This is a genomic window from Chryseobacterium sp. POL2 (assembly GCF_011058315.1).
In the GTDB taxonomy this organism is placed as follows: domain Bacteria; phylum Bacteroidota; class Bacteroidia; order Flavobacteriales; family Weeksellaceae; genus Soonwooa.
This window is the reverse complement of sequence record NZ_CP049298.1, coordinates 2,452,491-2,478,683: the sequence shown is the minus strand read 5'-3', so window position 1 is coordinate 2,478,683 and position 26,193 is coordinate 2,452,491. Positions and strand designations below refer to the sequence as shown.

Annotated in this window: 24 protein-coding genes; 12 read left to right on the top strand and 12 right to left on the bottom strand. The window is 37.8% G+C overall.

Going from position 1 to position 26,193, the window contains the following annotated elements; translation table 11 throughout:
- Positions 1 to 60 precede the first annotated feature (60 nt).
- The 6 genes from G6R40_RS11485 (at position 61) to serS (ending at position 5,745) form a co-directional block, all read left to right on the top strand.
- The gene (locus G6R40_RS11485) at positions 61 to 846 is read left to right on the top strand and encodes a (Fe-S)-binding protein (protein WP_165135577.1); all 786 of its coding nucleotides are present in this window, start codon (positions 61 to 63) and stop codon (positions 844 to 846) included.
- A 114-nt stretch (positions 847 to 960) separates the two neighbouring features.
- Positions 961 to 1,449: a hypothetical protein gene (locus tag G6R40_RS11480; RefSeq protein WP_165135574.1), complete on the top strand. Its 489-nt coding sequence runs from the start codon at positions 961 to 963 to the stop codon at positions 1,447 to 1,449.
- Between the two features lie 6 nt (positions 1,450 to 1,455).
- Positions 1,456 to 2,607, top strand: a complete 1,152-nt coding sequence (locus tag G6R40_RS11475) for a glycosyltransferase family 4 protein (RefSeq protein WP_165135571.1) — start codon at positions 1,456 to 1,458, stop codon at positions 2,605 to 2,607.
- Positions 2,600 to 3,838, top strand: coding sequence for an oligosaccharide flippase family protein (locus tag G6R40_RS11470; protein WP_165135568.1), 1,239 nt, complete (start codon positions 2,600 to 2,602; stop codon positions 3,836 to 3,838). The genes G6R40_RS11475 and G6R40_RS11470 overlap by 8 nt, the downstream gene beginning before the upstream one ends.
- A 38-nt stretch (positions 3,839 to 3,876) precedes the next feature.
- Positions 3,877 to 4,377: a hypothetical protein gene (locus tag G6R40_RS11465; protein WP_165135565.1), complete on the top strand. Its 501-nt coding sequence runs from the start codon at positions 3,877 to 3,879 to the stop codon at positions 4,375 to 4,377.
- Positions 4,378 to 4,476: 99 nt separating this feature from the next.
- A complete protein-coding gene (gene serS, locus G6R40_RS11460; protein ID WP_165135562.1) occupies positions 4,477 to 5,745 on the top strand; it encodes a serine--tRNA ligase in 1,269 nt (422 codons plus the stop codon).
- Between the two features lie 163 nt (positions 5,746 to 5,908).
- Here serS and G6R40_RS11455 read toward each other — a convergent pair whose 3' ends face one another.
- On the bottom strand, positions 5,909 to 7,147 hold the full coding sequence (locus G6R40_RS11455; protein WP_165135559.1) for an MFS transporter: 1,239 nt from the start codon (positions 7,145 to 7,147) through the stop codon (positions 5,909 to 5,911).
- A 23-nt stretch (positions 7,148 to 7,170) separates the two neighbouring features.
- Positions 7,171 to 8,667, bottom strand: a complete 1,497-nt coding sequence (locus G6R40_RS11450; RefSeq protein ID WP_165135556.1) for a GH3 auxin-responsive promoter family protein — start codon at positions 8,665 to 8,667, stop codon at positions 7,171 to 7,173.
- Between the two features lie 150 nt (positions 8,668 to 8,817).
- On the opposite strand from G6R40_RS11450, the gene rplU reads away from it, so the two are divergent.
- Both rplU and rpmA read left to right on the top strand, forming a co-directional pair.
- Positions 8,818 to 9,192 carry a 50S ribosomal protein L21 gene (rplU, locus tag G6R40_RS11445; protein ID WP_165135553.1) on the top strand — a complete coding sequence of 125 codons (375 nt, stop codon included), beginning with the start codon at positions 8,818 to 8,820 and terminating at the stop codon, positions 9,190 to 9,192.
- A gap of 28 nt (positions 9,193 to 9,220) precedes the next feature.
- A complete protein-coding gene (gene rpmA / locus G6R40_RS11440; protein ID WP_165135550.1) occupies positions 9,221 to 9,478 on the top strand; it encodes a 50S ribosomal protein L27 in 258 nt (85 codons plus the stop codon).
- Positions 9,479 to 9,569: 91 nt separating this feature from the next.
- On the opposite strand, the gene G6R40_RS11435 is transcribed toward rpmA, so the two are convergent.
- From G6R40_RS11435 to G6R40_RS11390, 10 genes are read right to left on the bottom strand one after another with little or no spacing between them, the layout of a single operon-like run.
- Positions 9,570 to 9,974 carry an acyl-CoA thioesterase gene (locus tag G6R40_RS11435; protein WP_165135547.1) on the bottom strand — a complete coding sequence of 135 codons (405 nt, stop codon included), beginning with the start codon at positions 9,972 to 9,974 and terminating at the stop codon, positions 9,570 to 9,572.
- A gap of 9 nt (positions 9,975 to 9,983) precedes the next feature.
- The gene (locus G6R40_RS11430; protein WP_165135544.1) at positions 9,984 to 11,558 is read right to left on the bottom strand and encodes a phytoene desaturase family protein; all 1,575 of its coding nucleotides are present in this window, start codon (positions 11,556 to 11,558) and stop codon (positions 9,984 to 9,986) included.
- A gap of 28 nt (positions 11,559 to 11,586) precedes the next feature.
- Positions 11,587 to 13,110 (bottom strand): indolepyruvate oxidoreductase subunit beta family protein, encoded by a 1,524-nt coding sequence (locus G6R40_RS11425; RefSeq protein WP_165135541.1) that lies wholly within the window; start codon positions 13,108 to 13,110, stop codon positions 11,587 to 11,589.
- Positions 13,107 to 15,263: an indolepyruvate ferredoxin oxidoreductase subunit alpha gene (locus G6R40_RS11420; protein WP_165135538.1), complete on the bottom strand. Its 2,157-nt coding sequence runs from the start codon at positions 15,261 to 15,263 to the stop codon at positions 13,107 to 13,109. Before G6R40_RS11420 ends, G6R40_RS11425 begins: the two co-directional genes overlap by 4 nt.
- 48 nt (positions 15,264 to 15,311) lie before the next feature.
- Positions 15,312 to 16,067 carry a cyclase family protein gene (locus tag G6R40_RS11415; protein ID WP_165135535.1) on the bottom strand — a complete coding sequence of 252 codons (756 nt, stop codon included), beginning with the start codon at positions 16,065 to 16,067 and terminating at the stop codon, positions 15,312 to 15,314.
- 11 nt (positions 16,068 to 16,078) lie between these two features.
- The gene (locus G6R40_RS11410; RefSeq protein ID WP_165135532.1) at positions 16,079 to 18,391 is read right to left on the bottom strand and encodes a bifunctional salicylyl-CoA 5-hydroxylase/oxidoreductase; all 2,313 of its coding nucleotides are present in this window, start codon (positions 18,389 to 18,391) and stop codon (positions 16,079 to 16,081) included.
- A gap of 32 nt (positions 18,392 to 18,423) precedes the next feature.
- Complete coding sequence (locus G6R40_RS11405; protein ID WP_165135529.1) at positions 18,424 to 19,509, bottom strand: LLM class flavin-dependent oxidoreductase; 1,086 nt, start codon at positions 19,507 to 19,509, stop codon at positions 18,424 to 18,426.
- A gap of 32 nt (positions 19,510 to 19,541) precedes the next feature.
- On the bottom strand, positions 19,542 to 20,021 hold the full coding sequence (locus G6R40_RS11400; RefSeq protein WP_165135526.1) for a flavin reductase family protein: 480 nt from the start codon (positions 20,019 to 20,021) through the stop codon (positions 19,542 to 19,544).
- Between the two features lie 10 nt (positions 20,022 to 20,031).
- Positions 20,032 to 21,261 (bottom strand): styrene monooxygenase/indole monooxygenase family protein, encoded by a 1,230-nt coding sequence (locus tag G6R40_RS11395; protein ID WP_165135523.1) that lies wholly within the window; start codon positions 21,259 to 21,261, stop codon positions 20,032 to 20,034.
- A gap of 14 nt (positions 21,262 to 21,275) precedes the next feature.
- Entirely contained in the window at positions 21,276 to 22,067 is a 792-nt protein-coding gene (locus tag G6R40_RS11390; RefSeq protein ID WP_165135520.1) for an SDR family oxidoreductase, read from the bottom strand.
- 242 nt (positions 22,068 to 22,309) lie between these two features.
- On the opposite strand from G6R40_RS11390, the gene G6R40_RS11385 reads away from it, so the two are divergent.
- Genes G6R40_RS11385 through G6R40_RS11370 form a run of 4 tightly spaced genes read left to right on the top strand, consistent with a single transcriptional unit; the run spans position 22,310 to position 26,098 of the window.
- Positions 22,310 to 23,311 (top strand): carbon-nitrogen hydrolase family protein, encoded by a 1,002-nt coding sequence (locus tag G6R40_RS11385; protein ID WP_165135517.1) that lies wholly within the window; start codon positions 22,310 to 22,312, stop codon positions 23,309 to 23,311.
- The gene (locus tag G6R40_RS11380; protein ID WP_165135514.1) at positions 23,301 to 24,413 is read left to right on the top strand and encodes a cupin domain-containing protein; all 1,113 of its coding nucleotides are present in this window, start codon (positions 23,301 to 23,303) and stop codon (positions 24,411 to 24,413) included. Before G6R40_RS11385 ends, G6R40_RS11380 begins: the two co-directional genes overlap by 11 nt.
- Before the next feature lie 11 nt (positions 24,414 to 24,424).
- Positions 24,425 to 25,336: a fumarylacetoacetate hydrolase family protein gene (locus G6R40_RS11375; protein WP_165135511.1), complete on the top strand. Its 912-nt coding sequence runs from the start codon at positions 24,425 to 24,427 to the stop codon at positions 25,334 to 25,336.
- A 3-nt stretch (positions 25,337 to 25,339) separates the two neighbouring features.
- The gene (locus G6R40_RS11370; protein ID WP_317164511.1) at positions 25,340 to 26,098 is read left to right on the top strand and encodes an Asp/Glu racemase; all 759 of its coding nucleotides are present in this window, start codon (positions 25,340 to 25,342) and stop codon (positions 26,096 to 26,098) included.
- Positions 26,099 to 26,193: the final 95 nt, after the last annotated feature.

The window sequence follows — 26,193 nt, the reverse complement described above, 5'->3', positions numbered from 1 at the left end:
GCAATGTAACATTACTGAAATTTGGTAAATTGATACATTGATTAAATTGGTAAACTAATTATGGATTTCACTATAAAAACAATGGCAGAATATGCTGCCGAAGGAAAATCACCAGAAGTTTTGTTTTGGGTAGGTTGTGCAGGAAGTTTTGACGACCGCGCCAAAAAAATCACCAAAGCCTTTTGTAAAATTCTAAACAAAATAGGTGTTGAATTTGCAGTTCTTGGACAAGAAGAATCTTGCACAGGAGATCCTGCAAAACGTGCTGGCAACGAATTTATTTTCCAAATGATGGCACTTACAAACATCGAAATTCTTAACGCTTACGATGTTAAAAAAATCGTTACAGCTTGTCCGCATTGTTTCAACACCTTGAAAAACGAATATCCAAGTCTTGGCGGAAAATATGAAGTTCTTCACCACACGCAGTTTCTAAAACAACTGATGGAAGAAGGCCGTCTGAAGATAGAAGGTGGACAATTTAAAGGTAAAAAAATCACTTTCCATGACCCTTGCTATTTAGGAAGAGGCAATGGCGAATACGAAGCACCAAGAATGCTTTTAGAAAAGCTAGATGCCGAACTGGTAGAAATGAAACGTTGCAAAACCAATGGGCTTTGTTGTGGTGCTGGCGGTGCGCAAATGTTCAAAGAGCCAGAAAAAGGCAACAAAGACATTAACGTTGAGAGAACCGAAGAGGCGCTTGCAGAGCAACCAAAAGTCATCGCAACAGGTTGTCCTTTCTGTAATACCATGATGACAGATGGCGTGAAGCATTTCAACAAAACCGAAGAAGTACAAGTCAAAGATATTGTAGAACTTATTGCCGAAGCAGACGACTTGTAATATCCGACTTTTCAAAATACAATTAAAACTCAGGCACGGCTTGGGTTTTATTTTTTAGAATAGCCAACTAAAGAATATTTCGTAATTTTAGGTTTAAATTTAAATACATTTAAAATGAAAATTGAAGAATCTAGCATCGTAGAAACCAACGATTATAGAGTAATAATATATCCTGCGTCACGTCCTTTTGCCACAAAAGAAGCAAAAGACATCGCAGAGCGTCTGTACGAATTTTTGTCAACTTGGGCAGCGCACGGCAAGCCTCTGGAAGCTTCTTTCAAAATTGAGAAAAACCAATTCATCATCATCTGTGTGGACGAGGAAAAAGAAATGGCTTCTGGCTGTAGCATTGATGCTTTGGGAAGTTTAATGCGCGAATTTGATAAAGAATATGAACTTGGTTTGTTCGACAGAATGAAAGCCAGTTTTGTGGAAAATGGAGAAGTTAAAACGCTAAAACTTATCGATTTTAAAAATAAAATCAGAAATGGAGAATTATCAAAAGACATTGAAGTTTTCGACTTTTCTAAAAATACGTATTTAGATTTTTTAAGCCATTTTTTGCAACCACTTAACAGAAGTTGGGCGGCGACTATAAAATAATTTGCATTGAAAATACTTTTCATTTCTTCTTGGTTTCCTAACAGATTAGAACCTACCAATGGTAATTTTGTGCAACGTCATGCCCAAGCTGTGGCGCTGAAACACGAAGTTGAAATCCTCCATGCTATTGGCGATTTTAACCAAAAGGAGAAATTCATATTCGATGACCAAATGATTAATGGCATTCGGACTTTGATTGTTTATTACAAAAACACAAACAATCCTGCCACGAATTTTCTGAGAAGAATGAAAGCTTACAAATTGGGCTTTTCAAAATTGAAAAAACCAGATTTGGTGCACGCTAACGTGTTGCATAACAATATGCTTTTTGCGGTTTACTTAAAGAAAAAATACAAGATTCCTTTTGTTGTTACCGAACATTGGACCGCTTTACAAAAAGACAATCATGCCAAGACTTCCCAGTTTATTATTAAAATTGCTAAATACATTGCTTCCAAAGCTAACTTTGTAATGCCTGTAAGCAACAATCTGAAAGAAAGCCTTTCTCAACTTGGAATAAAAACGCCGATGAAGATTATCACAAATGTTGTATCGACAGAGGTTTTCGACATTAGTGAGCAGAAGTTTCCAAAACAGAATTTCAGATTTTTGCATGTTTCTAGTTTAATAGACAGAAAAAGGCCTTTGGAAATTATAGAAGTTGTTGCCAAATTGCACCAAAACAATTATAAAGTACAACTGGAAATTGGCGGTGACGGCGATATCGTGCCTTTACAAAACAAAATAAAACAACTTAACGCAAACGCTTTCATCGAAGTTTTTGGTGCCATTTCTTATCAGGAAGTTGCCAAAAAAATGCAAAACTCCGATTGTTTCATTCTTTTCAGCGATAACGAAACGCAAGGTTGTGTCATTTTAGAATCTTATGCTTGTGGCGTTCCTGTTGTGTCAACAGAAGTTGGTGGCGCCAAAGAGTTTATAATAGAAAATTTTGCCGTTGGTGTCGAAAAAGCCAATCAAGAGGATTTGTACAATAAACTAGAAAAAATTGTTTCTGGAGAAATCCGCTTTGCAGATCCAAATAAAATCCGAGAATATGCGGTAGAAAATTTTTCTCAAGAGGCGATTGCAAGGCAATTTGACGACATCTACCAGCAGACTATTAACCAACATGCTACACTGAAATCACATGAATAGCTTGAAAGAATTTTTAAATAATTTTTTCAATAATAAAGGGCATTTTGTTTTCTTATCTTTTTTGATTGCAAAAATTTGTGGGTTTTTATCCTCAATTGTCATCATAAAATTATTGCCAGAAAATGAATTCGGAATTCTCAGCATCGTGCTATCCGTATTCGCAATATTTTTACCATTTGCAGGATTAGGAAGCAACCAAATTCTCTTGAGATACGGCTCCTTGCATGATGAAGAAGACAAAAGAAAACTATCGTCTTATCTTTTCTTCAAAGGCTTTTTCTACGAAATCGTATTGGTCGCAATTTTTATTGGTTTTTCTATGTTTTACATGGAAAAATACGATGACATCCTGACTATATTTTTATTTTGTGGCGTAAGGCTTTTCGGATTTTATTTTCTGAATCATATACAGACTTTTTACAGAATAACAGGCCGAAATAACATTTTTGCAAGAATCAATAATGTTAATAATATTGGTGGATTTATTCTGCTTTTTTTACTGACATATTATTGGGGATTTTACGGTTATTTGACCGCGATGGCGCTGATGCCTTTCTCCTCTTTATTTTGGTTAAAAAAGGAAATGTTCAGTTTCAAAAAAAGCCTCTTTCCTAACACGCGCGAATTATGGCGCTTCGGGATTTTCACAGCATTCACGTCTGTTATTTCCGAAACTTTATTTTCATTAGACATTTTGTTATTAAGTTTTTTAATGAACGAAACCGCTGTCGCCAATTATAAAGTCGCTATTTTGTTACCTTCGAACATTCCGTTTCTTGCGATAAGTTTTATGCAGAGCGATTATCCAAGACTTACAAAAAACCATAAAGACAAAGCATTTTTGACGTCCTATTTAAGAAACTATTACAAATTATTCATCCCGATTTGTATTTTTATTTTCGGCTTTTTTTACTTTTTTAAAACAGATCTTCTTCAGTTATTTTTTGGAAAAACATATATTGAAAACGGCAACTTGCTCATGATTCTATTATTTGGTTTTTGCTTTGGAATGCTCTCTCGCAACATTTACGGAAACCTTTTGCCAGCAGTAGGAAAAATAGAAATTAACACGTGGGTGTCGGCGATATCGTTGCTTCTTTTGACACTTATTTCGTTCCAGTTGGTTAAAGAATTTGGCTTAATCGGTATGGGAATTTCCTTAACTACGATTTTGGTTTGGGAAGGCTTAATTTATTTTTTCTTCTTTACAAAATACCTTAAGAGTCTTTAAACTTAAATTTTTTAAAGATTTAAAATTATCTTTGTTCTATGAAAAGACAATTTTCACTTTTTATATTTAGCCTCCTAACATTGCTCGCTTGCCGATCTGATGACGACGTGGTACAAGACATTGATCAAATCCTCAATATCTATATCAAAAATGATGCGGGTCAAGATTTATTAAATACAAAACTTGATGCTCATTATACCAATGTCGCTCTGTTAGATTTGTTAGCAACAACTGACCAAAAGCCGGTTAGCTCCAACATTATCATGGACAAAGATTCTGTACGTTATGTGGAATATGTGGCGGGCGCAACACGTCTGATAAAAGATTCTATCAACGAAAATTCAAAAAGTTATTATTCGTCGATGATTATTCGTTTAACAAAAATTGTTGACAAGGCGCCAGTTATCGACGATGACACGATAAGAATAGAATACAACTGGACACCACAAAAGTTTGAAGTTTCCAAAATGTGGCATTCCAACCAATTGGTCTTTACAAAATCGGATACTCAACCGAATATTGTCAACATCGTGAAATAAAAATCACTAATTTTGCAATCTTAACTGATGTTTTTTGATTTTTAAATTTAATTTTAAAACAGAAAGCATCAACAAAATCAATATACTAACAACAAAATTATGTTACAAGTTAATTTTTTACGCGAAGAAAAAGAGCGCGTTATTGAAGGTTTAAAGAAACGTCATTTCAAAAATTTAGAATTGGTAGATGCTGCCATTTCCGCAGACGACAACAGAAAAAAACTTCAATTCGACCTTGACTCCCAACTTGCTGAAATGAACAAAATTTCGAAAGAAATTGGCATCATGATGAAAGAAGGCAGAAAGGACGACGCCGAAGCTGCAAAATCCCAAACTGCGCAGTACAAAGAGTCGAGTAAAGAATTGCAACAGCAACTAAATGATGCTGAAAAAACTTTGTTAGATATTCTTTATCAAATCCCAAACATCCCGAACGATAAAGTTGTTGCGGGTAGTTCTGAAGAAGACAATCAAAACATCTATCAATCAACACCAGTAGAAGGACTTGGCGAAGGCGCAATCCCACATTGGGAACTCGCAAAAAAATACAATCTTATCGATTTTGAATTGGGTGTAAAAATAGCTGGTGCTGGCTTCCCCGTTTATCTAGGAAAAGGTGCAAGATTGCAACGTGCTTTGGTGCAATATTTCTTGGACAAAAACACCGATGCTGGCTATCTGGAAGTTAATCCGCCACATGTTGTTAACGAAGCTTCTGGCTACGGAACGGGACAATTACCAGATAAAGAAGGACAGATGTATTATGTTGGTGCAGACGATTTGTATCTGATTCCTACTGCGGAAGTTCCGGTAACCAACATTTATCGTGATGTTATCTTGGACGAAAAAGATCTGCCTATCAAAAACACAGCTTTCTCACAATGTTACAGAAGAGAAGCAGGAAGTTATGGTGCGCACGTAAGAGGTCTTAACCGTCTTCATCAATTCGAAAAGGTGGAAATCGTAAGAATTGAAAAACCAGAAAATTCTTATGCTGTTCTTGAAGAAATGGTAGAGCATATCAAATCTATTCTTGAAGATCTAGAATTACCATACAGAATTTTAAGACTTTGTGGTGGCGATACGGGTTTTGCCTCTGCGATGACTTATGATTTTGAAGTTTGGAGTGCTGCACAAGAAAAATGGTTAGAAGTAAGTTCTGTTTCTAATTTTGAAACCTTCCAAGCTAACCGTTTGAAATGCCGTTACAAAACTGAGGGCAAAACACAATTGGTGCACACATTAAATGGTTCTGCAATGGCGCTTCCAAGAATTATGGCGGCTTTGTTGGAAAACAACCAAACACCTGAAGGCATCAGACTTCCAAAGAAAATTGCCGAATACGCAAGATTTGAATTGATTAATTAGTCTTAAAAGATAAATTATAATGAAAGGCGAACATTTTAAAATGTTCGCCTTTTTATGTGCAATTCTTGTGCAGCCCGGCTTGAGCGGAAATCCTTTTGTCATGACGAAGAATGAGGAATGACAAAAGATTGGGAGCGGAAGACGGAAATAGCTGCCCAAAAAATTAGTATTCCATCTTGCGAAGTTTTGGTGAAGTCGATCCAATAAATACTGCAGTCGCAAAAGTTAATGTACCGCCAATAACAACCGATCTTGCGACTCCAAAAATCTTCGCCATTACACCACTTTCAAATTGTCCCAACTCGTTACTCGACATAATAAATATAGAGTTAACGCTCATCACGCGACCACGCAATTCGTCAGGCGTTTTTAATTGAACAATCGTTCCGCGGATTACAACACTTATGCCGTCTAGCATGCCACTCAGCATTAGAAATCCAAATGACAGCCAATACAGCTCCGACAAGCCAAATCCAATAATACACAAGCCAAAACCTGCCGCCACTGCTAACAGAATTTTACCTTGATTGCGTTTTAAAGGAACAATAGACAAGAAAATAATAACGCACATCGATCCAATATCCGACGCGGCATTTAACAATCCAAAACCTTCGGAACCGACTTTGAGAATGTCGCTTGCAAAAACGGGAATCATCGCCACTGCACCACCAAATAACACAGCAAACATATCGAGCATTTGCGCCCCAAGAATTTCCTTAGTTCTCACAATAAAAGAAAGGCCTTCTTTAATACTTTGCCAAACTTTGGGCTTTTCATCGTGGTCTACAACAGGATGTTGTTTTTTAAGATTCCAAAAGAAAATAGAAGCGATAATCATACTAAAAACAATGACCACCAACGTATATTTGATAGTGATTAAAGCAATTAAAAACCCGCCAATAGCATGTCCAGAAACAGATGCTGTAAGAAAAGTCGCCTGATTCATCGTTACAGCATACGGAAGATTTTCCATCTTCACGATTTTAGGAATCATGGACGGAACCAAAGGTCCTAAAAAAGCACGACAAATCCCTGTAAAAAAAATAATTACATAAATAAAATACGTGATTTCGTGCCCGGTAAAATGAAATTTGTGTCCCAAAAAAGCAGGAATTAAAAGAAAACTAATTAAAACGACATAAGCATAATTGCAGATTAAAAGCAATTTCTTTTTTTCGTTATTGTCAATAATATGGCCGGCATACAGCGCACTTCCAACAGCGGGAACAACTTCCGAAAGCCCTATTAAACCTATCGACAAAGGATCTTTGGTCAATTGATAAACCCACCAACCGAGCAATGTCGCCAACATTCTGAAGGCAAGTATTAAAAAAAATCTTCCCATAAGAAGATTCTTATATTCTTGATTTTTTAAAACTTTAAGAGGTTCGAGGGAAATCATTAATACTATATCTTTTAAAGTAATTAACTCAATTTTTTTAAAAATTCAGCAATTTTCCGGTCATTAGCCAATCTAGGAATTTTATTTTGTCCTCCCAACTTGCCTTCGGATTTTGCATAATCTTGGAAAGCATTTTTCTTTAAATTTTTAATTTTTAAAGTTTGAAGAATATTTCCAGCAATCAAATCATCATAATAGGTATTCCGTGCTCTTAATTGTTGATCCAGTTCTAATCTAAATTGTTCTAAACTTTCCGGTTCTTTATCAAACTCGATAAACCATTCGTGATAAGGCAAACCTTCTACAGGATTTACTTGTGGCGCCAGATGGAACTCTGTGATTTGGCATGGGTGTTTTTCGACCGTTGCTTTCATGGCTTCTTCAACTTCGTAAGCGATAACATGTTCACCGAAAGCAGACGTAAAATGTTTGGTTCTTCCACTTACCAAAATGCGGTGTGGATGCTTGTCAATAAAACGCACAACATCACCAATAGAATAGGCCCACAATCCAGAATTGGTTGTAAGAATCAATGCGTAATCTTTATTGAGTTCAATATCTTTTAAAGTTAAGCGTTTAGCCTCTGGTTTTCCAAAATCTTCCAAAGGCACGAACTCGTAAAAAATTCCATGATTGGTCAACAACAACAAGCCTTCTTTTTCAAAATCATCTTGAAAAGCGAAAAACCCTTCCGAAGCAGGAAATGTCTGTACAATATCTACAGGTTTTCCCAAAAGATCATTCATTTTTTCACGATAAGGCTCATAATTAACACCACCTGTAATAATCAATTGAAGATTCGGAAAAATTTGTGAAATCTTTTTACCATGTTTCTCGGTCAACTTTTCAAAATACATAATCAACCAGGGCGGAATCCCGGAAATCAAAGTCATATTCTCATATTCCGTTTCTTCCACAATTTTATCCACTTTGGCTTCCCAATCTTCGATACAATTGGTTTCCCAACTTGGCAATCTGTTTTTCTGTAAATAATTAGGAATATGATGTGCCACAATCCCAGAAAGTCGCCCTGTTTTTATCCCATTCACTTCTTCTAGTTCTGGCGAACCTTGCAAAAAAATCATTTTCCCGTTTACGAAATCTGCGTTATCTTTTTTAGCAATATAATGGAAAATGGCACTTTGCGCGGCAGCAATTTGGTAAGGCATTGCTTCTTTAGAAATCGGGATATATTTCGCGCCCGAAGTGGTTCCAGAAGTTTTCGCAAAATATTCTGGAAGTCCTGACCAAAGGATTTTGGCTTGACCTTTTTTTATTTTTTCAATATAAGGGCGAAGATCTTCGTAATCCGAAATCGGAACTTGCTTTTGAAAATCGCCAATCGACTGTATCGTTTCAAACTGATGACTACGTCCGAATAAGGTTTTATCGGCAGTTTTAATTAAATCTAAGAGTAAAGCTTCTTGTTGTGCGACAGCATTCGTTTTAAAATCATGTGTTTTGGCAACATGTTTTTTTGCCCAAATTTTGGCAATTTTTTTCTTTAAAAATCCTAACATAAAGTTGATTATTCGAGTCCAAATTTACCAATAGCTAATGAATTAAAACTCAGAATTATAAATAATTTAAATAAAAAAGATAATTTGATATTATAATTCGTAAAAAACACTATATTTGCACCTCGAATAATTATATAAAAATCATAAACAATGTTTGCAATTGTAGAAATAGCAGGGCTTCAATACAAAGTTGAGCAAGACCAGAAGTTGTTTGTAAACCGTCTAGCAGGAGAAAAAGGAGCGAAAGTATCTTTCGACAAAGTTCTTATGACTGTTAACGGAGCAGTAACTGTAGGCGCCCCAGCTGTAAGCGGTATCACCGTAGAAGTAGAAATCCTTGACCACGTTCAAGCTGACAAAGTAATCATTTTCAAAAAGAAAAGAAGAAAAGGTTATGCTAAGAAAAACGGTCATAGACAACAATTAACTCAAATCCAAATCGTATCTATCACAGGATTCGACGGTGAGAAAAAAGCTAAACCAGCTAAAAAAGCTTCTAAAAAAGAAGAAACATCAGCTGAATAATTGTTTAATTTTAAAAAGCTAAAATAAGATGGCACATAAGAAAGGAGTTGGTAGCTCCAAAAACGGTAGAGAATCTCACTCTAAAAGATTAGGTGTTAAAATCTTCGGTGGTCAAGAAGCTATCGCTGGTAACATCATTGTAAGACAAAGAGGTACACAACACCACCCAGGTGAAAACGTGGGAATCGGTAAAGACCACACTTTGTTCGCACTAGTTGACGGTAAAGTCGTATTCAGAAAGAAAGCTAACAACAGATCTTTTGTATCTGTAGAAGCTAACGCTTAATCTGACATACTTAAAACATAAAAAAACCTCGCAAATCTACGAGGTTTTTTTGTTTCACTTTTCTTCTTTTAACAATACATTTCCATCTGTTTTATTCACAATAAGCCTGCATTTTGTCACGCAGCGCAGCCCAATCTTTAGGCTCTATTCCATTGTTTTTAAGACTCACAAACACAACAGTCCCTTCGCCTTCCAAAATTGTTTTATTATCTAAACTAAAATGATATTGGTATGTACACGAGGTTTTACCCAACTTTGATATAAACATCGTTTTGGAAATAATATCGCCCAAACGTGCTGGGGATTTAAACTGTGTTTTGATATCCACCGTCGGAATACCGCTATCCTGATGCATCTGCTCAAACGGATATTCTAAAACCTCACGAAAGAAATCTTCCATAAGCCCATTTAACATTTCAAAATATCGAGGATAAAATACAATTCCTGCGGGATCACAATGTTCGAAACGGATACGTTGTTCTTTAATAAATTTCATTTTCAAATTTTATTTTAAAGCTTGAGCTATTAAAAAGCCAGACCCTCCGCCCAATCCTGGCCCTGGATGTGTTGAAGCACCACTTTGGTAAAGATTCTTAATTGGCGTTGTATGATTTTTTGTTGACTTCAAAGGTCTAAAAACCAAATACTGTTCTATCTCACACAATCCGGCATACGGATCGCCACCAACAAGATTAATATTTAGCTCACTTAAATCTTTCGGTGAAATAACTTTTCTTGCGACACAAGCTGATTTAACATTACTAATATACTGACTAATTCTTTCTAAAACCCTATCTGCATAAGCTTCTTTGAGTTCTTCAGTCCATTCGCCATTGCAAAGATGCGACAGTTGTCCTGCAGCGTCTTTTACTGGAAAATTAGGACATTCTGGAAGCTGAATCCACAAAACATGTTTGCCATCTTTTGCACGAGTAGGATCTGTCGCAGTTGGCTGCCCAATAGCAATGGTTGGTTGCTCTGGTAATTCTTGGCATTTCGCCTGGATACAAGCTTTGGAAATATCATTAATACCATCCGAAAGATGGCAATAGGTAACTTTGGAAAGCGCCTCGTCATACCATTTCGGTTCTTCATTCATCACCACATGAATCTGCATATTTCCCATCCCGAAGCGATAATTTTCGGCATCATTTTTCACCTCATTAGAAACTTTTGCTGAAGATTTTAATAGATTTCCATAAAGTTGTTTTGGTGTAACACTTGCAACAACGTTTTTGGATTCAAAAGCTTTTCCATCTTTGGTACGAACGCCTTTTACTTTCTCGTCAACATCTACTAAAATTTCGTCAACTTCTTGGTTAAGTAAAATTTGGCCGCCATTTTTTTCGATAATATTTTTAAAAGCATCGACAATTTTGTAGCTTCCACCTTTCACCAAAGGTAAACTTACCAACTCTACTGTAAAAGCTATAATCTTCGCCATCGTTGATGAAAAAGGACTTTCTGGGGCAAGACCTGTATGCAAAATCCAAGGTGCAAGGCAAGCTTGCAATTCTTTTCCTTTATAATATCTCGGAAAATCGTTTCTGACATTAGCCACGAAAGAGCCGACTTTCTCGGTTGTATTTTTAATTTTATTCTTCCAAACGTATTTCGCAAGATAAGTCGCCATGGAAGTAGTCATCAAATCTTTTCCTAAAAAAGAAAAAAGCAAATCCGCATTTTGTTCAATAAAAGCAATTTGATCGCGATAACGATTCCCATCACCATCAAAAAGCCCATTATAGGTTTTATCGTTTGTTGCTTTATCCGTCGTAATTAAAGCATAAGATTTATTAGACAATACCGTTCCTGTTGGCGTGGTTGTAGAAACAAACTCGACACCTTCTTTGTCCAAATCCTCTTTCAAAGCGGCGTACGCTGGCGAGGTCACAAACAATGGATATGCCGTGGAAAGGCTATCGATAATACATCCTGCCAATTCTTCGCTACGGATGCAGCCACCAAGAAATTCGGTTCTTTCTAGAAGCAATACCGATTTTCCAGACTTTGCTAGAAGACTAGCGCAAACCAAGTTATTGATTCCTCCTCCAACAAGAATAGTATGGTAATTTGACATACAATGATTTTTATTAAATTATTAAACCTTATAGGTTTGCGATAAGTTTTTCGGTTTCTTTTTTGTCATGATTCTGAATAGCCACCGACAAGATGTGCTGAACTTTTTCTTCGATATTCGGAACATTCATGTAATCTGTTGCATATTTATTAAGCATTGCAAATTTGGAATGTCCTTTTTTATAAGTATCGCCATAACCCTTTTTCAGTCGATAAGAATTGGCAACTTCAACGGCTAAGTTGTAATTAACTTTAGTAATCGTTTTTATTCTTTCTAACCATTGATCGACATTCTCCATCTCTTCATAATGACGGAAAGTTTTCATACGCCATCCGCGCATGCCTCCCATCACATAAAGCATCAAAAAATTAAACAATCCTGTCGAGTGCATTCTTCTGTCTTTGTCAAACTTTCGTTTATAAAAGTCGCGCATTTTTTCATTATCGATGTACTTTTTGCCCAAGCTCGCCGGTAAAAACCCGATAACCTCCTCATAGCCTGGATGCAAATAATCTAATGTATTAACGATTTCGTTTTCTTTGGCACCAACTTGTTGATAGACTTCTTTTTGTCTGTATTTTTTGGTTTTTTCGTCAGACACAAAAATCAAATCGTCATAAGCCATTCCTACAGCTAAGTTCTTCGCGGTTTGTCTTGTTAACTGATAATTTTTATCCGAAGAATCTAAATTTAATATTTGTAAAACTTTGTCCAAATAGACCTTTCCATATTTTAAATCCTGAAAATCGATAACATGATTAAGTCCATGCCAAACGACGTCATGCGTTTCCATAGGAAATTTTGATTTCACTTCTTCTAAAATTTCATTTAATTTTTTAGATGAAACCGACGTTGGTAAAGCCTGGAACACCGCAGGACGTATATCCGGCAGATAAGGTTTGGGCTGCGAAATAAAATCTTTAATATATTGATAAGCTTCATTGAAAGAGTTAAGACTCTGTTTGATGCCTTTTCCGCCAGAAGTTTCGATCACTTTGATAAATTCATCTTTAGAGAACGGCAACGTTCCACTTGCTGCCAAAGCTCCAAACAAACTAGAAGATACAATACTTCCGTTTTTGGTTGCAATGAGTTTAAGATTTCCGAATAGCGATTTTTTAGAATACTTTTCGGTCATTTCAAAAATTTTCGCGCCATCTGCAATGCCATCTCCCGAACTTTCTTTTTCACGAATCGCCAAGTTACGGTTGGTCGAGAAAATCATCGTTGTCTTTTTGGAAACAAAGCCGCGTTGAATGGATCTACCCGCTTCCATTAATTCTGTCGCCATCAAAATATCCACATCGTGTGGGCCTGGCATTTGTGAAAGTACGGGCGTTTTTTCTGCTACGTTATCTTGCAGATTTTTGGTTGGAAATAATTCGATATAATAAACAGTTGCGCCCGTTCTTTGGGCAACTCCCGCAATATAAGTGTATTGAACAAAATAGCCATTGTTCTCCGCAAGTTGTGCAATCCAACCTGTAAGAACGCCGCCACCATCGCCTCCAACTGCTAATAAAGCTATTTTAATAGGTTCTAAAGTTTTCATGCCAATTGTCTTTTTTTCTCTCTTCTATTTTGTAAATAACTAAAAATACTTTGCTTCACGTTGTGTTTAAACTTTTCCCAACTTGTTGGGTTCTTAACCACTTGTGCTTTATAAAATGATGGGCATAATACTGCTGCTTCTGCCACCTCACCGCAATTACCACAAGCCACACAAGAAGAATCTATTGTTGCAATAGGATCTTCGCGCAGCGGATTATCGCTGTAGGTCAACGTCAACGATGGACAGCCCGAAAGTCGCATACACTCGTGATCGCCTGTACAAACTTTGGAATCTATACCGAACTTCTCGTTGACAACGCGTTTTTTTTCTTCTAGTTTTTTCTTTTTCACTTTGTTATCACGACGTTGCTTATTCAGCATACATTCGGATTGTGCAATAATAACTTTTGGACCTTTTTCGTTTGACGTTAAAGCTTTGGTAATTACTTTTACCATTTTGTCAACATCATAAGTATTATCAATAAAATCGACATGTTTGACGCCAACACCGTGAACTGCTTTTTCAATCGGATTATTAATCGTTCGGATTTTATTATTAAATCTAGACGATGGTACATCCTGCCCTCCCGTTGCTGCAGCATAATTATTATCAATAATAATTGTTAAACCATCATTATTATTAAAAACAGCATTGGTAATACCTGTTGTCAAACCGTTGTGCCAAAATCCGCCATCTCCCATTATGGAAATAACGCGTTTTTGTCCATTATCTTTTCGGACAAAGTCCATATTAAATGCCGAAGCCGAAGCGCCACCTAAACCGTAACCCATCGTGGTAGCACCAATATTAAATGGGGGTAAAATAGAAAACAAATGACAACCAATATCTGCCGAAACGTGATAGTCACCCATATTTTGTTGCACCAATTTTAAGGCTGCAAAAATTGGGCGTTCTGGACACCCAGTACAAAAACCTGCCGGTCTTGCAGGTACTGCTTCTGATAAAGCTTTGGCATCTTCCGCCAAAATGTTAATAGAACCTTCTCGTTCTGAGATTTCAATTTCTTTTTGATAAAGATTAAAAAATTCCGACAAGGCTGTTTCCAATCGTCCGATGGTATAATCGCCACCCATCGGTAACAAATCTTTACCGTGAAGTTTTGTTTTCACTTCCTTATGGAACAAGGTCAAACCAATACTTTGTTCGATATAATTAGGTTGACCTTCTTCAACAAGAAGTACGGCTTTTTTACCTTTACAAAATTCTAAAACCTCATCATCAATCACAGGATAAGTTACGTTCATCACATACACTGGAATCTTGACATTACCCAAATGATCTGATAAATCGAATTGAATTAATGCGCGATTCAAGTTATTAAACAAAGCCCCTTGAACGATTATTCCGATATCCTCACGATCTCCCGACAAAAATTCATTCATTTTATTATCTTTAATAAACTGAATAGCAGCCGGTAATCGACGTTTAATTTTATCTTCCTCTTGTAGGAACGACGCTGGCGGAAGGACTATTTTATTGAGATCCCGAATTGGATTGTTAAGCGCCTCCGCTAAAGTATATTTTGGTGTTTGATTGTCTTTGGCCACAAATTGCCCGTACAAATGGCAAGATCTAACTCTCAATTCCAAAAAAACGGGCGTGTTACTCGCTTCCGAAAGCTGAAACGCTTTTTCCGTAAAGTGGACAATGCTTGGTAAATTTGGTCGTGGATCGATCAACCACATCTGAGATTTCATCGCAAAAGCATGTGTTCTTTCCTGCATAATACTCGAACCTTCGCCATAATCTTCACCGATAATAACCACTGTTCCACCCGTAACACCAGACGACGCCAAGTTTGAAAGCGCATCCGAAGCTACATTGGTGCCAACCGTCGACTTCCATGTTACCGCACCACGCACGGGATACATTACAGATGCCGACAACATGGCTGCCGCACCTGCTTCCGAGGCACTATTTTCAAAATAAACGCCCAGTTCTTTCAAAAGTGGATCTGCATCTGCGAATACATCCATAAGATGCGAAATCGGCGACCCCTGATAACCACCAACATAGCCAACACCACATTGCAGCAAGGCTTTAGTTACGGCTAAAATCCCTTCTCCATGGAAAATTTCACCTTCTTTTAATCGTAATTTTTCAACTTCTTGCTTAAACGAACGTTCAGCCATAACTCCAACATTTTAATTTAATTCAAACTAAAAAATAATAAGATTTTTTTAAACAATTGCTAAAACTCTTAGCGGGCTTCCAGAACCGTCCTCAATTTTTAACGGTGCTGCAACGATTACTGCTCCTTTTGGAGGTAATTGATCTAGGTTTTTCAAACATTGCAAACCATATTTCCCTGCACCATGCATCAACGTATGACACGGCAATTGAAACTCCCAAGTAAAAGACATCCCGGCATCTGTATTAACGGTTTCAACACCGAAGCCCAACACCTCTTTAGAAATCATATACTCCACCGCTTCTTTATTTGGTCCTGGTGTATGATTTAGTCCATTTTCATCTGTATTTGTAAAAGCTTCATCCAAGGTTCTTTTGCTCCAATCGGTACGGAATAACACCCACGCACCTTTCTCGAGTTCGCCATGTTGCTTTTCCCATTCTTGGATAAATTCTGGTGTTAATACAAAATCTGGATTTTCTGAAACTTCTGCACTTGCATCTATTACACAAGCGCCTGCCATCATATTTTCCACTGGAATGTTGTCAACAGTATTGTTGCTATGATCTTTTCCTGTTATCCAATGTGAGGGCGCATCGAAGTGTGTTCCAAAATGCTCGCCGACCGTAAAGTTATTCCAGTACCAACCCGGTCCTTTTTCGTCATAACGGCAGATTTGTTCTTTTTTGAAAGTTGCGACTTGCCCCATTTCTGGTGGAAGCGCTAAGGCTGGAAAACTTTCGTTAAGTGTATGTGTTAGATCAACAATTTTTTTCGTTTTTAAAATATCTAATAAATTGTTCATTGGTGTATGTTTTATTTTTGAAGTTGGTGACTTACTGGTTTTAATTCACGTTTCATTTGTTCAAATTCTTCACGGTCTTTTTTAGCTTTCATGTACTCTGTTGCAACGCCTCCCATATAAGGATATGGTGCACCAATTGACATGGGATCATTTGCTTTGTATTGCTCATAAGCTTTAGCTGTAAGAACAAAATAAGGATCTGTTAACAGAGAACGTCCCAAAGCAACCATATCCGCGCGCGCATTTAGCAACAAGGTGTTGATTTGATCAATGCTTTCAATACGACCAGAAGTCATGGTTGGAATATCAATTGTATTTCTGATCCATTCGGAAAATGGTGTTTGCCACATTCTTCCCATAAACGGTTTTTGATCGATTACGGTATTTCCTGTACTTACATTTAACATATCAACGTCCAAAGATTTCAATTGTTTTGCGACATATTCCACCTCATCTTTTGTAATACCTTCAGGATGCCAGTCGATCACATTTAGTTTAACAATTAAAGGAACATCGCCAAGAACTTCCTTTATCGCTTTTACAATTTCTAAAGGATATTTCGCTCGGTTTTCAATATTTCCCCCATATTGGTCTTGTCTCTTATTGGTCAAAGGCGAAAGGAATGAAGCCAATAAAAACCCATTATGCATTTGTAATTCCACCGCATCAAAACCAGCTTCCAGAGCGCGTTTAGCTGCATCAACAAATTCCATTTTCACCGTTTTGAGATCCTCAATATCCATTGCTTTTGGCGTTGGAAATTCTGGCCGAAAGGCAATTGCATCTGCAGAAATTAATGGCCACGCGCCTTCCTCAAGATGTTTTCCTAAGTTAGTCGATTGGCAAGAACCTTTTCTGCCCGAATGCCCAATCTGCACAGCAATTTTAGAATCTGTATGTTGATGGATAAACTCTGTAATGCGTTTCCAAGCTGTAACCTGTTCGTCATTATAAAGTCCATAACAACCTGGCGTGATTCTTCCCGTTGGTGAAATTGCCGCCAAACCTGTAGTTATTAAACCTGTACCACCAACAGCACGTGAGGTCAAATGCACGAAATCCCATTCACCAGGAATACCGTCCACAGATTTGTATTGCCCCATCGCACTCATAGCGATGCGGTTGTGTAATGTTAATTTTCCTAATTGATAAGGCGTAAATGCAGGAGGCGTATTAAGATCTTCTGACCCAATTCTTTTATTAAAATTCTGAATAATTCGTTCTGCATATTTCTTATCACGGCGCGCTTGATTCTCGATGGTAATTTTTTTACTTCGAGACATCACCGCAAAACTGAAAGTGTCAAAATCCAACTTCATGTGACGGTCCATATCTTCAAACCACATCAAAGAAACGTCTGCAGCATGCTGAATCATATCTACTGGCATTCTGCGGCGTTTGGTATAATCCTCTAATGCATTTTGCATATTGTCTTGATTGGCAACCACGGCATCCGAAAGTCCTATCGCACAATCCATCGCCAATTTGGTTCCTGATCCAATAGAATAATGGGCCGATGTTTTGGCATCACCAATCAGTGCTTTGTTGTTAAAATACCAATTGGCATTATAAACTCTAGGAAAAGTACGCCACCAAGATCGATTACCAATCAACTTATGACCATCTAATTCTTCCTTGAAAAGCTCTTCCAATTTTGCTAAAGAACCCGCTTCATCCTGTTCTACAAAACCCGCTTTGTCGTAAGTCTCTTGAGAACACTCGAAAATAAACGTACTTTTTCCTTCTTCATATTGGTAAGAATGCGCACAAAAAGCACCGTAAGGTGTATTTCTAAAAAAATAGGTAAAAGCGTCTAGAGGCTTGCTTGTTCCGCACCAGATGAAACGGTTTTTACGCATTTCTGTTTCGGTACCAAATTCGTTTTCAAATTTTCCACGCATGGAAGAACTAATACCGTCAGCAAATAAAACCAAATCGCTATCATCAAATTGTGATACATCGTTAACGCGGGTTTCAAAGTGAAGATTAACACCTTCTTCTTTGCAGCGCTGTTGCAAAAGCTCTAGCAAAGTTTTGCGAGAGCATCCACAAAAGCCATTCCCTTCAATCCTGACAATTTCTCCATCACGGGCAACGTCCAGATTATCCCAATAGGCAAAGCTATTTCGGATTAACTCATAAGAACGTTCGTCGTAAGACAAAAACTCACTAAGCGTTTCGTCCGAAAAAACTACTCCAAAACCAAAAGCATCATCGGGTTTGTTTTGTTCATAAATATCAATTTGCGCATTTGGAATTCTTTTCTTTGTTAAAATTGAAAAGTACATTCCACCTGGTCCTCCTCCAATTACCGTTATTTTCATGAAAAATAATTTTAAGCTAAATGCTATATAAGTTATCTAATACCTCTCTCTGCCAAGATCGGCAAAACATTATCTCTAAAATATGGAAACTCTTTTACATAATCGAAAAACGACAAAGTTGTTCCTCCAAAGCCGGCATCATGCAAAGCACAAATCTTATCCGCAACTTGCTGTGGTGTCCCAACTAACTGGAAGCCGCCATGTCCAAGTGCCATGCTTTCTCTAATCTCCGCTAACAAATCATGAGGAAAACTATGCGCGTGTGCAAACTGCAAATTAACCAGATTGTCAACAGCACCGTCATCAATATTATCAAGAATTCTTTTCTTTTCGGCAAGCGCTTCTTCCTCTGTTGGTCTACAGATTACATGAGAGAAAGTCAACACACCGATTTTTTTATTTTCTGCTTCTGCTTGTTTTTTAAGTTCAGCGATTTCAGTTTTAGAACGTTCAAGATCAATGGCTGGTGTGAAAAGATAATTCACGTTATTAATTGCAAAAGAACGACCTTGTGGCGAACCTGCCGCATTAAGAATTGGCGGTGTTTTTTCCAGCAATGGATTTCCGTAACTTCCTTTGGTTTTAAAATACGTTCCGTTCCAGTCAAACCTTTCTTTTGTTGTCCATAATTTTTTCACAAAGTCAATCCATTCTTGCGCATAAGCATAACGCGTTTCGTGATCGTTTGGTAAATCTAAACCTAAGGCATCATATTCTGGCTTATTCCAACCAGCAACGATATTAAGACCGACGCGATCGCCACTTATTTTTGCCATGGTTGCGATTTGTTTCGCTAACACCAAAGGATGATTAGCAACAGTATGAACGGTTGCAAAAATCTGGATGTTTTTAGTTTTTGCCAGCAAAGCAGTTGCCCAAGTTACTGTTTCTAAAACCTCACCATGAAAGTCTGTCTCACCACCATAACCTACCCAACGTGCGATAGGAAGCATAAAATCGATACCCGCCTCGTCAAGCAACACGGCAAGTTTTTCATTGTTTTCCCAAGTTGCTTTCCAACGGTCATCAAGCTTGGAAACGGTCATTCCACCGCCGCAATTGGTTGAGAATGTACCAAGTATAAATTTATTTTTTTCTGTAAAAGGATGTGAACTCATTATAATATTTTGAAATTTGAAATGGAATTAAATTACTTTAATTCTCTAAATTGTCCTCGGTGAAAAAGAATGGGATTACCATCTTCTTCTGAATAAAAATCTAAAACTTCCCCAATATAAAGGGTGTGATCGCCCGCCAAATGCGAGGAATGAACTTTGGTTACGAAATGCGCTAAGGCATTTGGCAAAACAGGAACGTCGTCATACTCAACAAAATCTACCACCAAGTCTGGATTGTGTTTTCCTGCGAAGTGGTTGCAATGCTCCAAATGATCATCTTTAAGAATACTTACGCCATATACGCCAGAATTTTTAATCGTCTCGAGCATCTTTTGATTGTTACCAATGGAAACGGCAATTAATGGCGGATCCAAAGAAACAGAGATAAACCCATTAGCCGTCATCCCATGCACTGTACCATCTTCTTTTTTACTCGTGATAATTGTAACACCTGTAGTAAAAGTCCCACAGGCATTACGAAAGGCTCTGCTGTCAAACTCTTTAATTTCCATAAGTTTTATTTTAAGCGTTTTCAGCGATTAATTCGTCAGTCTTTACTGGATCCAACCACCAAGGGAAGAATTGTCTAGGATCATTAAAATTATTAGCAAACAAATGTGCTAATTTTGGTTGAGAAGCTGCCGCACCTAAGAATTTAAGAATATGTGGTGGCGGTGGGCCTAGCAATGTATTTGTCCAAAGTGCTACGTCTTTAATAGCTTCCCAATATTGGTCAAAAGTACCTTGCATCCAAGCTTCATCAAAAGCTTGATCGCCTCTTTCTAAAATAGAATCATAATAAATTTTGGTACACTTCGAAGCGTTATTAGAACCTTGTCCTGTAATTGGATCATTAACAACAACAACATCCGCAATTCCGAAAACTTTTCTACCAGAAGGAAGTGTCGCTATTGGCTTTCTCACCGTTGGCGCAAAACGTCCTGCCAAAATACCGTTATCATCTGTTAACTCTACATTTTTACAACGTTCGTACTCCCAAGGTAAATAGGTTTTAAGAATTTCTAAACTTTTAGCCAAGTGTTCTTCTGGTGTTTTGATGTCTTGCCAACAATCCATTGGACCACCAACAATACCTTCTAAAACCATAATTTCGCAAGAACCATTAATAGTTTCGCTTGGGAAAACAAAATATTCTCCAACACCAGGAATTAAATTAAATGCCACTTTGGAAAATGGCTTATTAGGTTCCATGTTTTTCACATAAGTCAACGCCAAAGCACGCATCGGTTTGTCATACATACTTTTTTCAGCATCTCTCTCGAACATTTGCACAATACTTCCTTTACCTGCTGCAAGAATGGTCAAATCGCTTTCTGCAGTAATATCTTCTAGATCGTTTTCATCAACATCTTTAATGATGATTTTACCACCCATTTCTTCAAATTTCTCCATCCAGTAAGGCATCTTGATACGTTGATCGACTGCATATGCAGGCTTATCCAATTTCCCTGCCCAAGTGAATAATTTTTCTCCTGGTTTTTCTGGATGAGGCACTGTGATACCCAAGCCTTCAACTGGCGGACAAGTATCTTCCCAATAATTAATACCTAACTCTCTTTCATTTTCCAAAGCCATGTCAAACATACACTGGCTCGACATTACTTTTCCATTTTTAATTTGCTCAGGCGTACGATTACTATAAATTGTTACATCGTAACCTTTTTGTACTAAGCCTAAACCTAGCTGCAGGCCGGATTGCCCCGCACCTACAATTGAAACTTTTCTTGACATATATTATAATTTGCTTATTGGTTTTTCATTAATTTTGACATCAACGGATAATGTTGCTCTGGCCCCATAGCACTATAGCCACCATCCACAACAATCTCCGAACCCGTCATATAACTAGCATCATCAGACGCTACAAAAGCTACCGCATTCGCTATTTCTTCTCCATTAGCCACACGACCAATAAGATTATAAGCTTTCGTAACTTTATCCGCATGCGCACGATCATTCTGAGTTAAACCTTCGAAAGGCGCAGACCAAACATGCCCTAAACGCACCATGTTAACACGAATACCGTCCGCTGCATATTCAACAGCCTGGGTTTTATTAAGATGGATTAATGTTGCCTTTGATACAGGATAGGCCCAGCGTTCAATATGAGGAAAAGCTCCAGATATTGAGCCCGTATTAACAATGCAACCTTTTGACGCCTTCAAATAAGGACGTGCCATCTCACCCAAAATTGCTGCCGCAACAGCATTTACATTAAGTGTATGGAGCCATGTTTCACGAGTGGTCTTAGCGCCATCATCACCATAAGATGCAGCATTATTTACTAAAACATCTATTTTACCGAATCTATTTACGCATTGCTGAATCAGATTTTCACAATCTTCATCTTTAGTAATATCTGTATGAACAAAGAACGCGTGTTCTCCTAAGCGCTCTTGGGCCGCCTTGCCCATATCATCTGCAATATCAGCAATCACAACTCTAGCCCCTAGATCAATCATTTTCTTTGCAATCTCATAACCGATTGAAGCAACGCCCCCCGTTATTATAAATACTTTATCTTTTAATTGAACCATAATAATGAATTTTCATATTAATATTTTGTAATGTTTGGGTTTTGCTAATGTATAAAAAAAATTCAACATTGGTAAAATAAATTCAATATTTGCATATTTTTTTTGCTGAATTATTCTAGTTATTTGATTTTCAGCCAAATAATATTTAAATCAAAATTTTATTTGATTTTTTTATATTTTTATTCACCATTATTGAAATCAATTTTATATTTTTGAATCAAAGTAAAAAATCACACCAAATCATGTTAGGAAAATTCAAGGCTGCAACCGTACAAACCAGCGCAGTATATTTTGACATCGAAGCGACCATTGATAAAGCCTGCAATTTGATAGCAGAAGCAGCAAGCAATGGCGCCGAACTAGTAGCATTTCCAGAAGTTTTCATTTGCGCTTACCCATATTGGAATTGGATTATGAATCCGGTAAAGGGCAGCAAATGGTTTAAAAAATTATATGAAAACTCTATCGCCATTGACGATCCGAGGCTACAAAAATTATTTGATGCCGCAAGACTCAACAACATCAATGTCGTTATCGGAATTAACGAAAAAGAAAACAGAAAGACTGGTACTATATATAATACCAATTTGATTATCTCAAACGAAGGTCAACTTTTGGGAAGGCACAGAAAGCTGGTTCCGACTTGGGCAGAAAAGCTAACTTGGACTGGTGGCGACGGTTCTTCTCTTAAAGTTTATGACACTTCCGTTGGCCCATTAGGAACTCTGGCGTGCGGAGAAAACACGAACACCTTAGCCCGTTTTGCTTTAATTTCTCAAGGAGAACTGATCCATATCGCCAACTACATCAGCCTTCCTGTAGCACCAGTTGACTACAATATGGCTGAAGCTATAAAAATTCGTGCAGCCGCTCATTCGTTCGAGGGTAAACTTTACACCATTATCTCTTGCAGTACAATTAATGAGGATATTATTAAACTTTTTGAAGAAGAAAATCCAGAATGTCGATCATTATTCCAAAGAGAAAACTCTGCATTTTCAGGCTTCATCGACCCTAACGGGCAAGTTATTGGCGAACCATTAATTGACAAAGAAGGCATTGCTTACGCTGAAATAGACTTATCCGCTTGCATCCAACCAAAACAGATGCACGACATTTTGGGTCACTATAACAGATTTGATATCTTTGACTTTAAAGTGAATACCACACCCCAAACTCCTGCTCAGTTTTATGAAACAATTGAAGAATTAGATTACAATAAAAATCAAACTTATGGAAACTAACTACAGCGATGACATCTATGGTAGAGCTAAAGTAAAAAGCTCCGAAGAACTAGAAATATATTATAAAGAACTACAAGACATGGACACAGGCGCGTTATGGACTGTCGCCAACGATATCGAACCATGGGAACCACATACCATTTCCGCCCCTATGTTTTGGAGCTACGAAAAGTTACGTCCATTTGTCTTGGAAGCGGCACGTTTGGTAACTCCTGGCGAAGCAGGCAGACGCGTTGTTTATCTTCAAAATAAGAATAGAATCAAGGAAAAAGCCGCTGTCGGACTACTCTATGCCGGCATCCAAATAACGCAACCTGGCGAGTTCACACCCGCGCACCGCCACGCAGCATCTGCGCTTCGTTTCATCATGGAAGGCGCAAAAGGCTACACTATTGTTGACGGCAACAAAATAGAACTAGGCGTTCGCGATTTTGTGATTACACCAAATAGCGCATGGCATGAGCATGGCGTAGAAAAAGATGGACAAACCTGCATTTGGCTAGACGGCTTGGACATTCCGATGATTAACGCTTTCGAAGCAAATGATTATGCTGTATTGGAAGAAGAAGCTGGCGGACAAGATTTGGTTGTCGCAGAAAATTATTCACCAATGAGCTACTCAGGTGCTGGCGTTATCCCAATAGACCGAGAATGGGACAAACCTTACTCACCATTATTCAAATATTCTTGGGAAAATACACAAAAAGCTTTACAAAATCTAGCTCAAGTTAGCGAAGGCACAGCTTATGACGCCTACATCATGCGATACGCCAATCCTCTAACAGGTGGACATCCTATGCTAACAATGGGCGCTACTATGCAAATGCTAAAACCTGGACAAAAAACCAAAGCCCACAAACATACCGGTTCTTTTGTATTTCAAGTTGCACAAGGCCAAGGTTATGTTATCATAGACGGTATTAAATATGAGTTTAAAGAAAAAGACACTTTCTGCATTCCATCTTGGCTGTATCACGAATTCGCTAACACATCCGAAACAGAAGAGTTGTATTTATTCTCTTTCAATGATTTACCAACCGTGGAAAAATTAGGTTTTTATCAAGAAAAAGCACACCCAGAAGGACACCAGCAATTAAAATAAAATATAAAATTATGAAGTTAGTAAGTTTTAGAAGCGATATCGAATCAGAAATCAGATTAGGAATTGTACACGAAGATCTCATTATTGACATGGAATCTTGGGGCATCGAAAACGATCTCGACCTACCGTCAACAATGCTGGAATTTATTGATCTTGGACCAGCAGCAGTAAAAGCAGTAGCAGAAACTTTAAAAAATATCGAGGCTAGAAGCTTGGTGGCAACAAGCATCCCTTTATCCAACGCAATTATTACCGCCCCAATACCGAAACCACGCAAGAACATTTTCGGAATTGGACTTAATTACACAGAGCACGTAGCAGAATCCGCAAGAACACTCGACACCTCAAAAGATCTACCACAGAAATGTGTTATCTTCTCAAAACCTCCGACAACAGTTATCGGCCCAGGTGATGCTATCAAGCACAATGAAAATGTTACCAAACAAATGGACTGGGAAGGCGAATTGGCCGTTATCATGGGCAAAAAAGCAACACAAGTTTCAAAAGAAAAAGCTCTAGATTACGTATTTGGATATACTATTATCAACGACATTAGCGCAAGAGATTGTCGCCGTTCTGGACAATGGATTGTTTCGAAAGGTCAAGACACCTACGCACCAATGGGTCCTTATGTAATCACAGCTGACGAACTAAGCAATCCTCACGATTTACAAATTACAACGAAAGTAAATGGCGTTGAAAAACAAAACGGGAATACAAAATTCATGTTGTTCAATGTTAACGACATCATCGAAGACATCAGCGAGTCTATAAGCCTTGAACCCGGCGATATCATCGCAACAGGAACTCCCGCAGGTGTTGGCGCAGGTCGCGAGCCTCAAGAATTCATGTGGCCAGGCGACGTTGTAGAAATCACAATTGACAAATTAGGAACTTTAAAAAATTACATTGTTAAAGCTTAAACCATGGCAAAGAAATTAAATTACCGTATTGGACAAATCGTGCCAAGCTCGAACGTAACGATGGAAACGGAAATCCCTGCAATGTTTAGACTTCGCGAAAGCATTTTTCCTGAACGTTTTACATTTCACTCTGCAAGAATGCGAATGAAACATGTTACCAAAGAAGAACTTGCAAAAATGGACGCTAATTCAGACTTATGCGCTTTAGAACTTTCTGATGCTCACGTAGATGTTATGGGTTATGCCTGCTTGGTAGCGATCATGTCTATGGGAAAAGGCTATCATTGCGTTTCTCAAGAGCGCCTTTATAAAAAAACAGTAGAAAACGATTATCCCACACCTATCGTAACGAGCGCCGGCGCATTGATAGAAGGCCTTACAACATTGGGCGTAAAAAACATTGCCGTTGTTGCACCCTACATGAAGCCTTTGACACAAATGGTTGTTGATTATATAGAAGATCAAGGTTTTACTGTAAAAGATTGGATCGCACTAGAGGTTTCCGACAATCTGGAAGTTGCAGCTTTGGATCCGGAGAATTTAAAAGAAATTTATAAAAAACTAAATCTCGACGGTGTAGAGGCAATCGTACTTTCAGCTTGTGTCCAGATGCCATCTTTACCATCGGTACAATTTGTAGAAGACGAATCTGGCTTACCAGTTATTACCGCCGCAATCTCTACAACCTATAGAATGTTAAAAGAACTAGGACTCGAAGCAAAAGTTCCTAATGCAGGAGCTTTACTTTCAGGAAAATACTAAAAACAAAAGGCTTTACGGAAAATGTAGAGCCTTATTATTTAATTATAATAAAACTGGCATTAAAATTATTAATTTTGTAAAAAGTTTAGAATCAC

Excerpts from the sequence above, each read along its gene's own strand:
- serS (WP_165135562.1), top strand. The coding sequence starts at position 4,477 with ATGTTACAAGTTAATTTTTTACGCGAAGAAAAAGAGCGCGTTATTGAA.
- G6R40_RS11410 (WP_165135532.1), bottom strand. The coding sequence starts at position 18,391 with ATGAAAATAACGGTAATTGGAGGAGGACCAGGTGGAATGTACTTTTCA.
- G6R40_RS11385 (WP_165135517.1), top strand. The coding sequence starts at position 22,310 with ATGTTAGGAAAATTCAAGGCTGCAACCGTACAAACCAGCGCAGTATAT.
- rplU (WP_165135553.1), top strand. The coding sequence starts at position 8,818 with ATGTTTGCAATTGTAGAAATAGCAGGGCTTCAATACAAAGTTGAGCAA.
- G6R40_RS11370 (WP_317164511.1), top strand. The coding sequence starts at position 25,340 with ATGGCAAAGAAATTAAATTACCGTATTGGACAAATCGTGCCAAGCTCG.
- G6R40_RS11455 (WP_165135559.1), bottom strand. The coding sequence starts at position 7,147 with ATGATTTCCCTCGAACCTCTTAAAGTTTTAAAAAATCAAGAATATAAG.
- G6R40_RS11415 (WP_165135535.1), bottom strand. The coding sequence starts at position 16,067 with ATGAACAATTTATTAGATATTTTAAAAACGAAAAAAATTGTTGATCTA.
- G6R40_RS11395 (WP_165135523.1), bottom strand. The coding sequence starts at position 21,261 with ATGTCAAGAAAAGTTTCAATTGTAGGTGCGGGGCAATCCGGCCTGCAG.
- G6R40_RS11465 (WP_165135565.1), top strand. The coding sequence starts at position 3,877 with ATGAAAAGACAATTTTCACTTTTTATATTTAGCCTCCTAACATTGCTC.
- rpmA (WP_165135550.1), top strand. The coding sequence starts at position 9,221 with ATGGCACATAAGAAAGGAGTTGGTAGCTCCAAAAACGGTAGAGAATCT.
- G6R40_RS11435 (WP_165135547.1), bottom strand. The coding sequence starts at position 9,974 with ATGAAATTTATTAAAGAACAACGTATCCGTTTCGAACATTGTGATCCC.
- G6R40_RS11390 (WP_165135520.1), bottom strand. The coding sequence starts at position 22,067 with ATGGTTCAATTAAAAGATAAAGTATTTATAATAACGGGGGGCGTTGCT.
- G6R40_RS11470 (WP_165135568.1), top strand. The coding sequence starts at position 2,600 with ATGAATAGCTTGAAAGAATTTTTAAATAATTTTTTCAATAATAAAGGG.
- G6R40_RS11400 (WP_165135526.1), bottom strand. The coding sequence starts at position 20,021 with ATGGAAATTAAAGAGTTTGACAGCAGAGCCTTTCGTAATGCCTGTGGG.
- G6R40_RS11375 (WP_165135511.1), top strand. The coding sequence starts at position 24,425 with ATGAAGTTAGTAAGTTTTAGAAGCGATATCGAATCAGAAATCAGATTA.
- G6R40_RS11485 (WP_165135577.1), top strand. The coding sequence starts at position 61 with ATGGATTTCACTATAAAAACAATGGCAGAATATGCTGCCGAAGGAAAA.
- G6R40_RS11380 (WP_165135514.1), top strand. The coding sequence starts at position 23,301 with ATGGAAACTAACTACAGCGATGACATCTATGGTAGAGCTAAAGTAAAA.
- G6R40_RS11480 (WP_165135574.1), top strand. The coding sequence starts at position 961 with ATGAAAATTGAAGAATCTAGCATCGTAGAAACCAACGATTATAGAGTA.
- G6R40_RS11425 (WP_165135541.1), bottom strand. The coding sequence starts at position 13,110 with ATGAAAACTTTAGAACCTATTAAAATAGCTTTATTAGCAGTTGGAGGC.
- G6R40_RS11405 (WP_165135529.1), bottom strand. The coding sequence starts at position 19,509 with ATGAGTTCACATCCTTTTACAGAAAAAAATAAATTTATACTTGGTACA.
- G6R40_RS11420 (WP_165135538.1), bottom strand. The coding sequence starts at position 15,263 with ATGGCTGAACGTTCGTTTAAGCAAGAAGTTGAAAAATTACGATTAAAA.
- G6R40_RS11430 (WP_165135544.1), bottom strand. The coding sequence starts at position 11,558 with ATGTCAAATTACCATACTATTCTTGTTGGAGGAGGAATCAATAACTTG.
- G6R40_RS11450 (WP_165135556.1), bottom strand. The coding sequence starts at position 8,667 with ATGTTAGGATTTTTAAAGAAAAAAATTGCCAAAATTTGGGCAAAAAAA.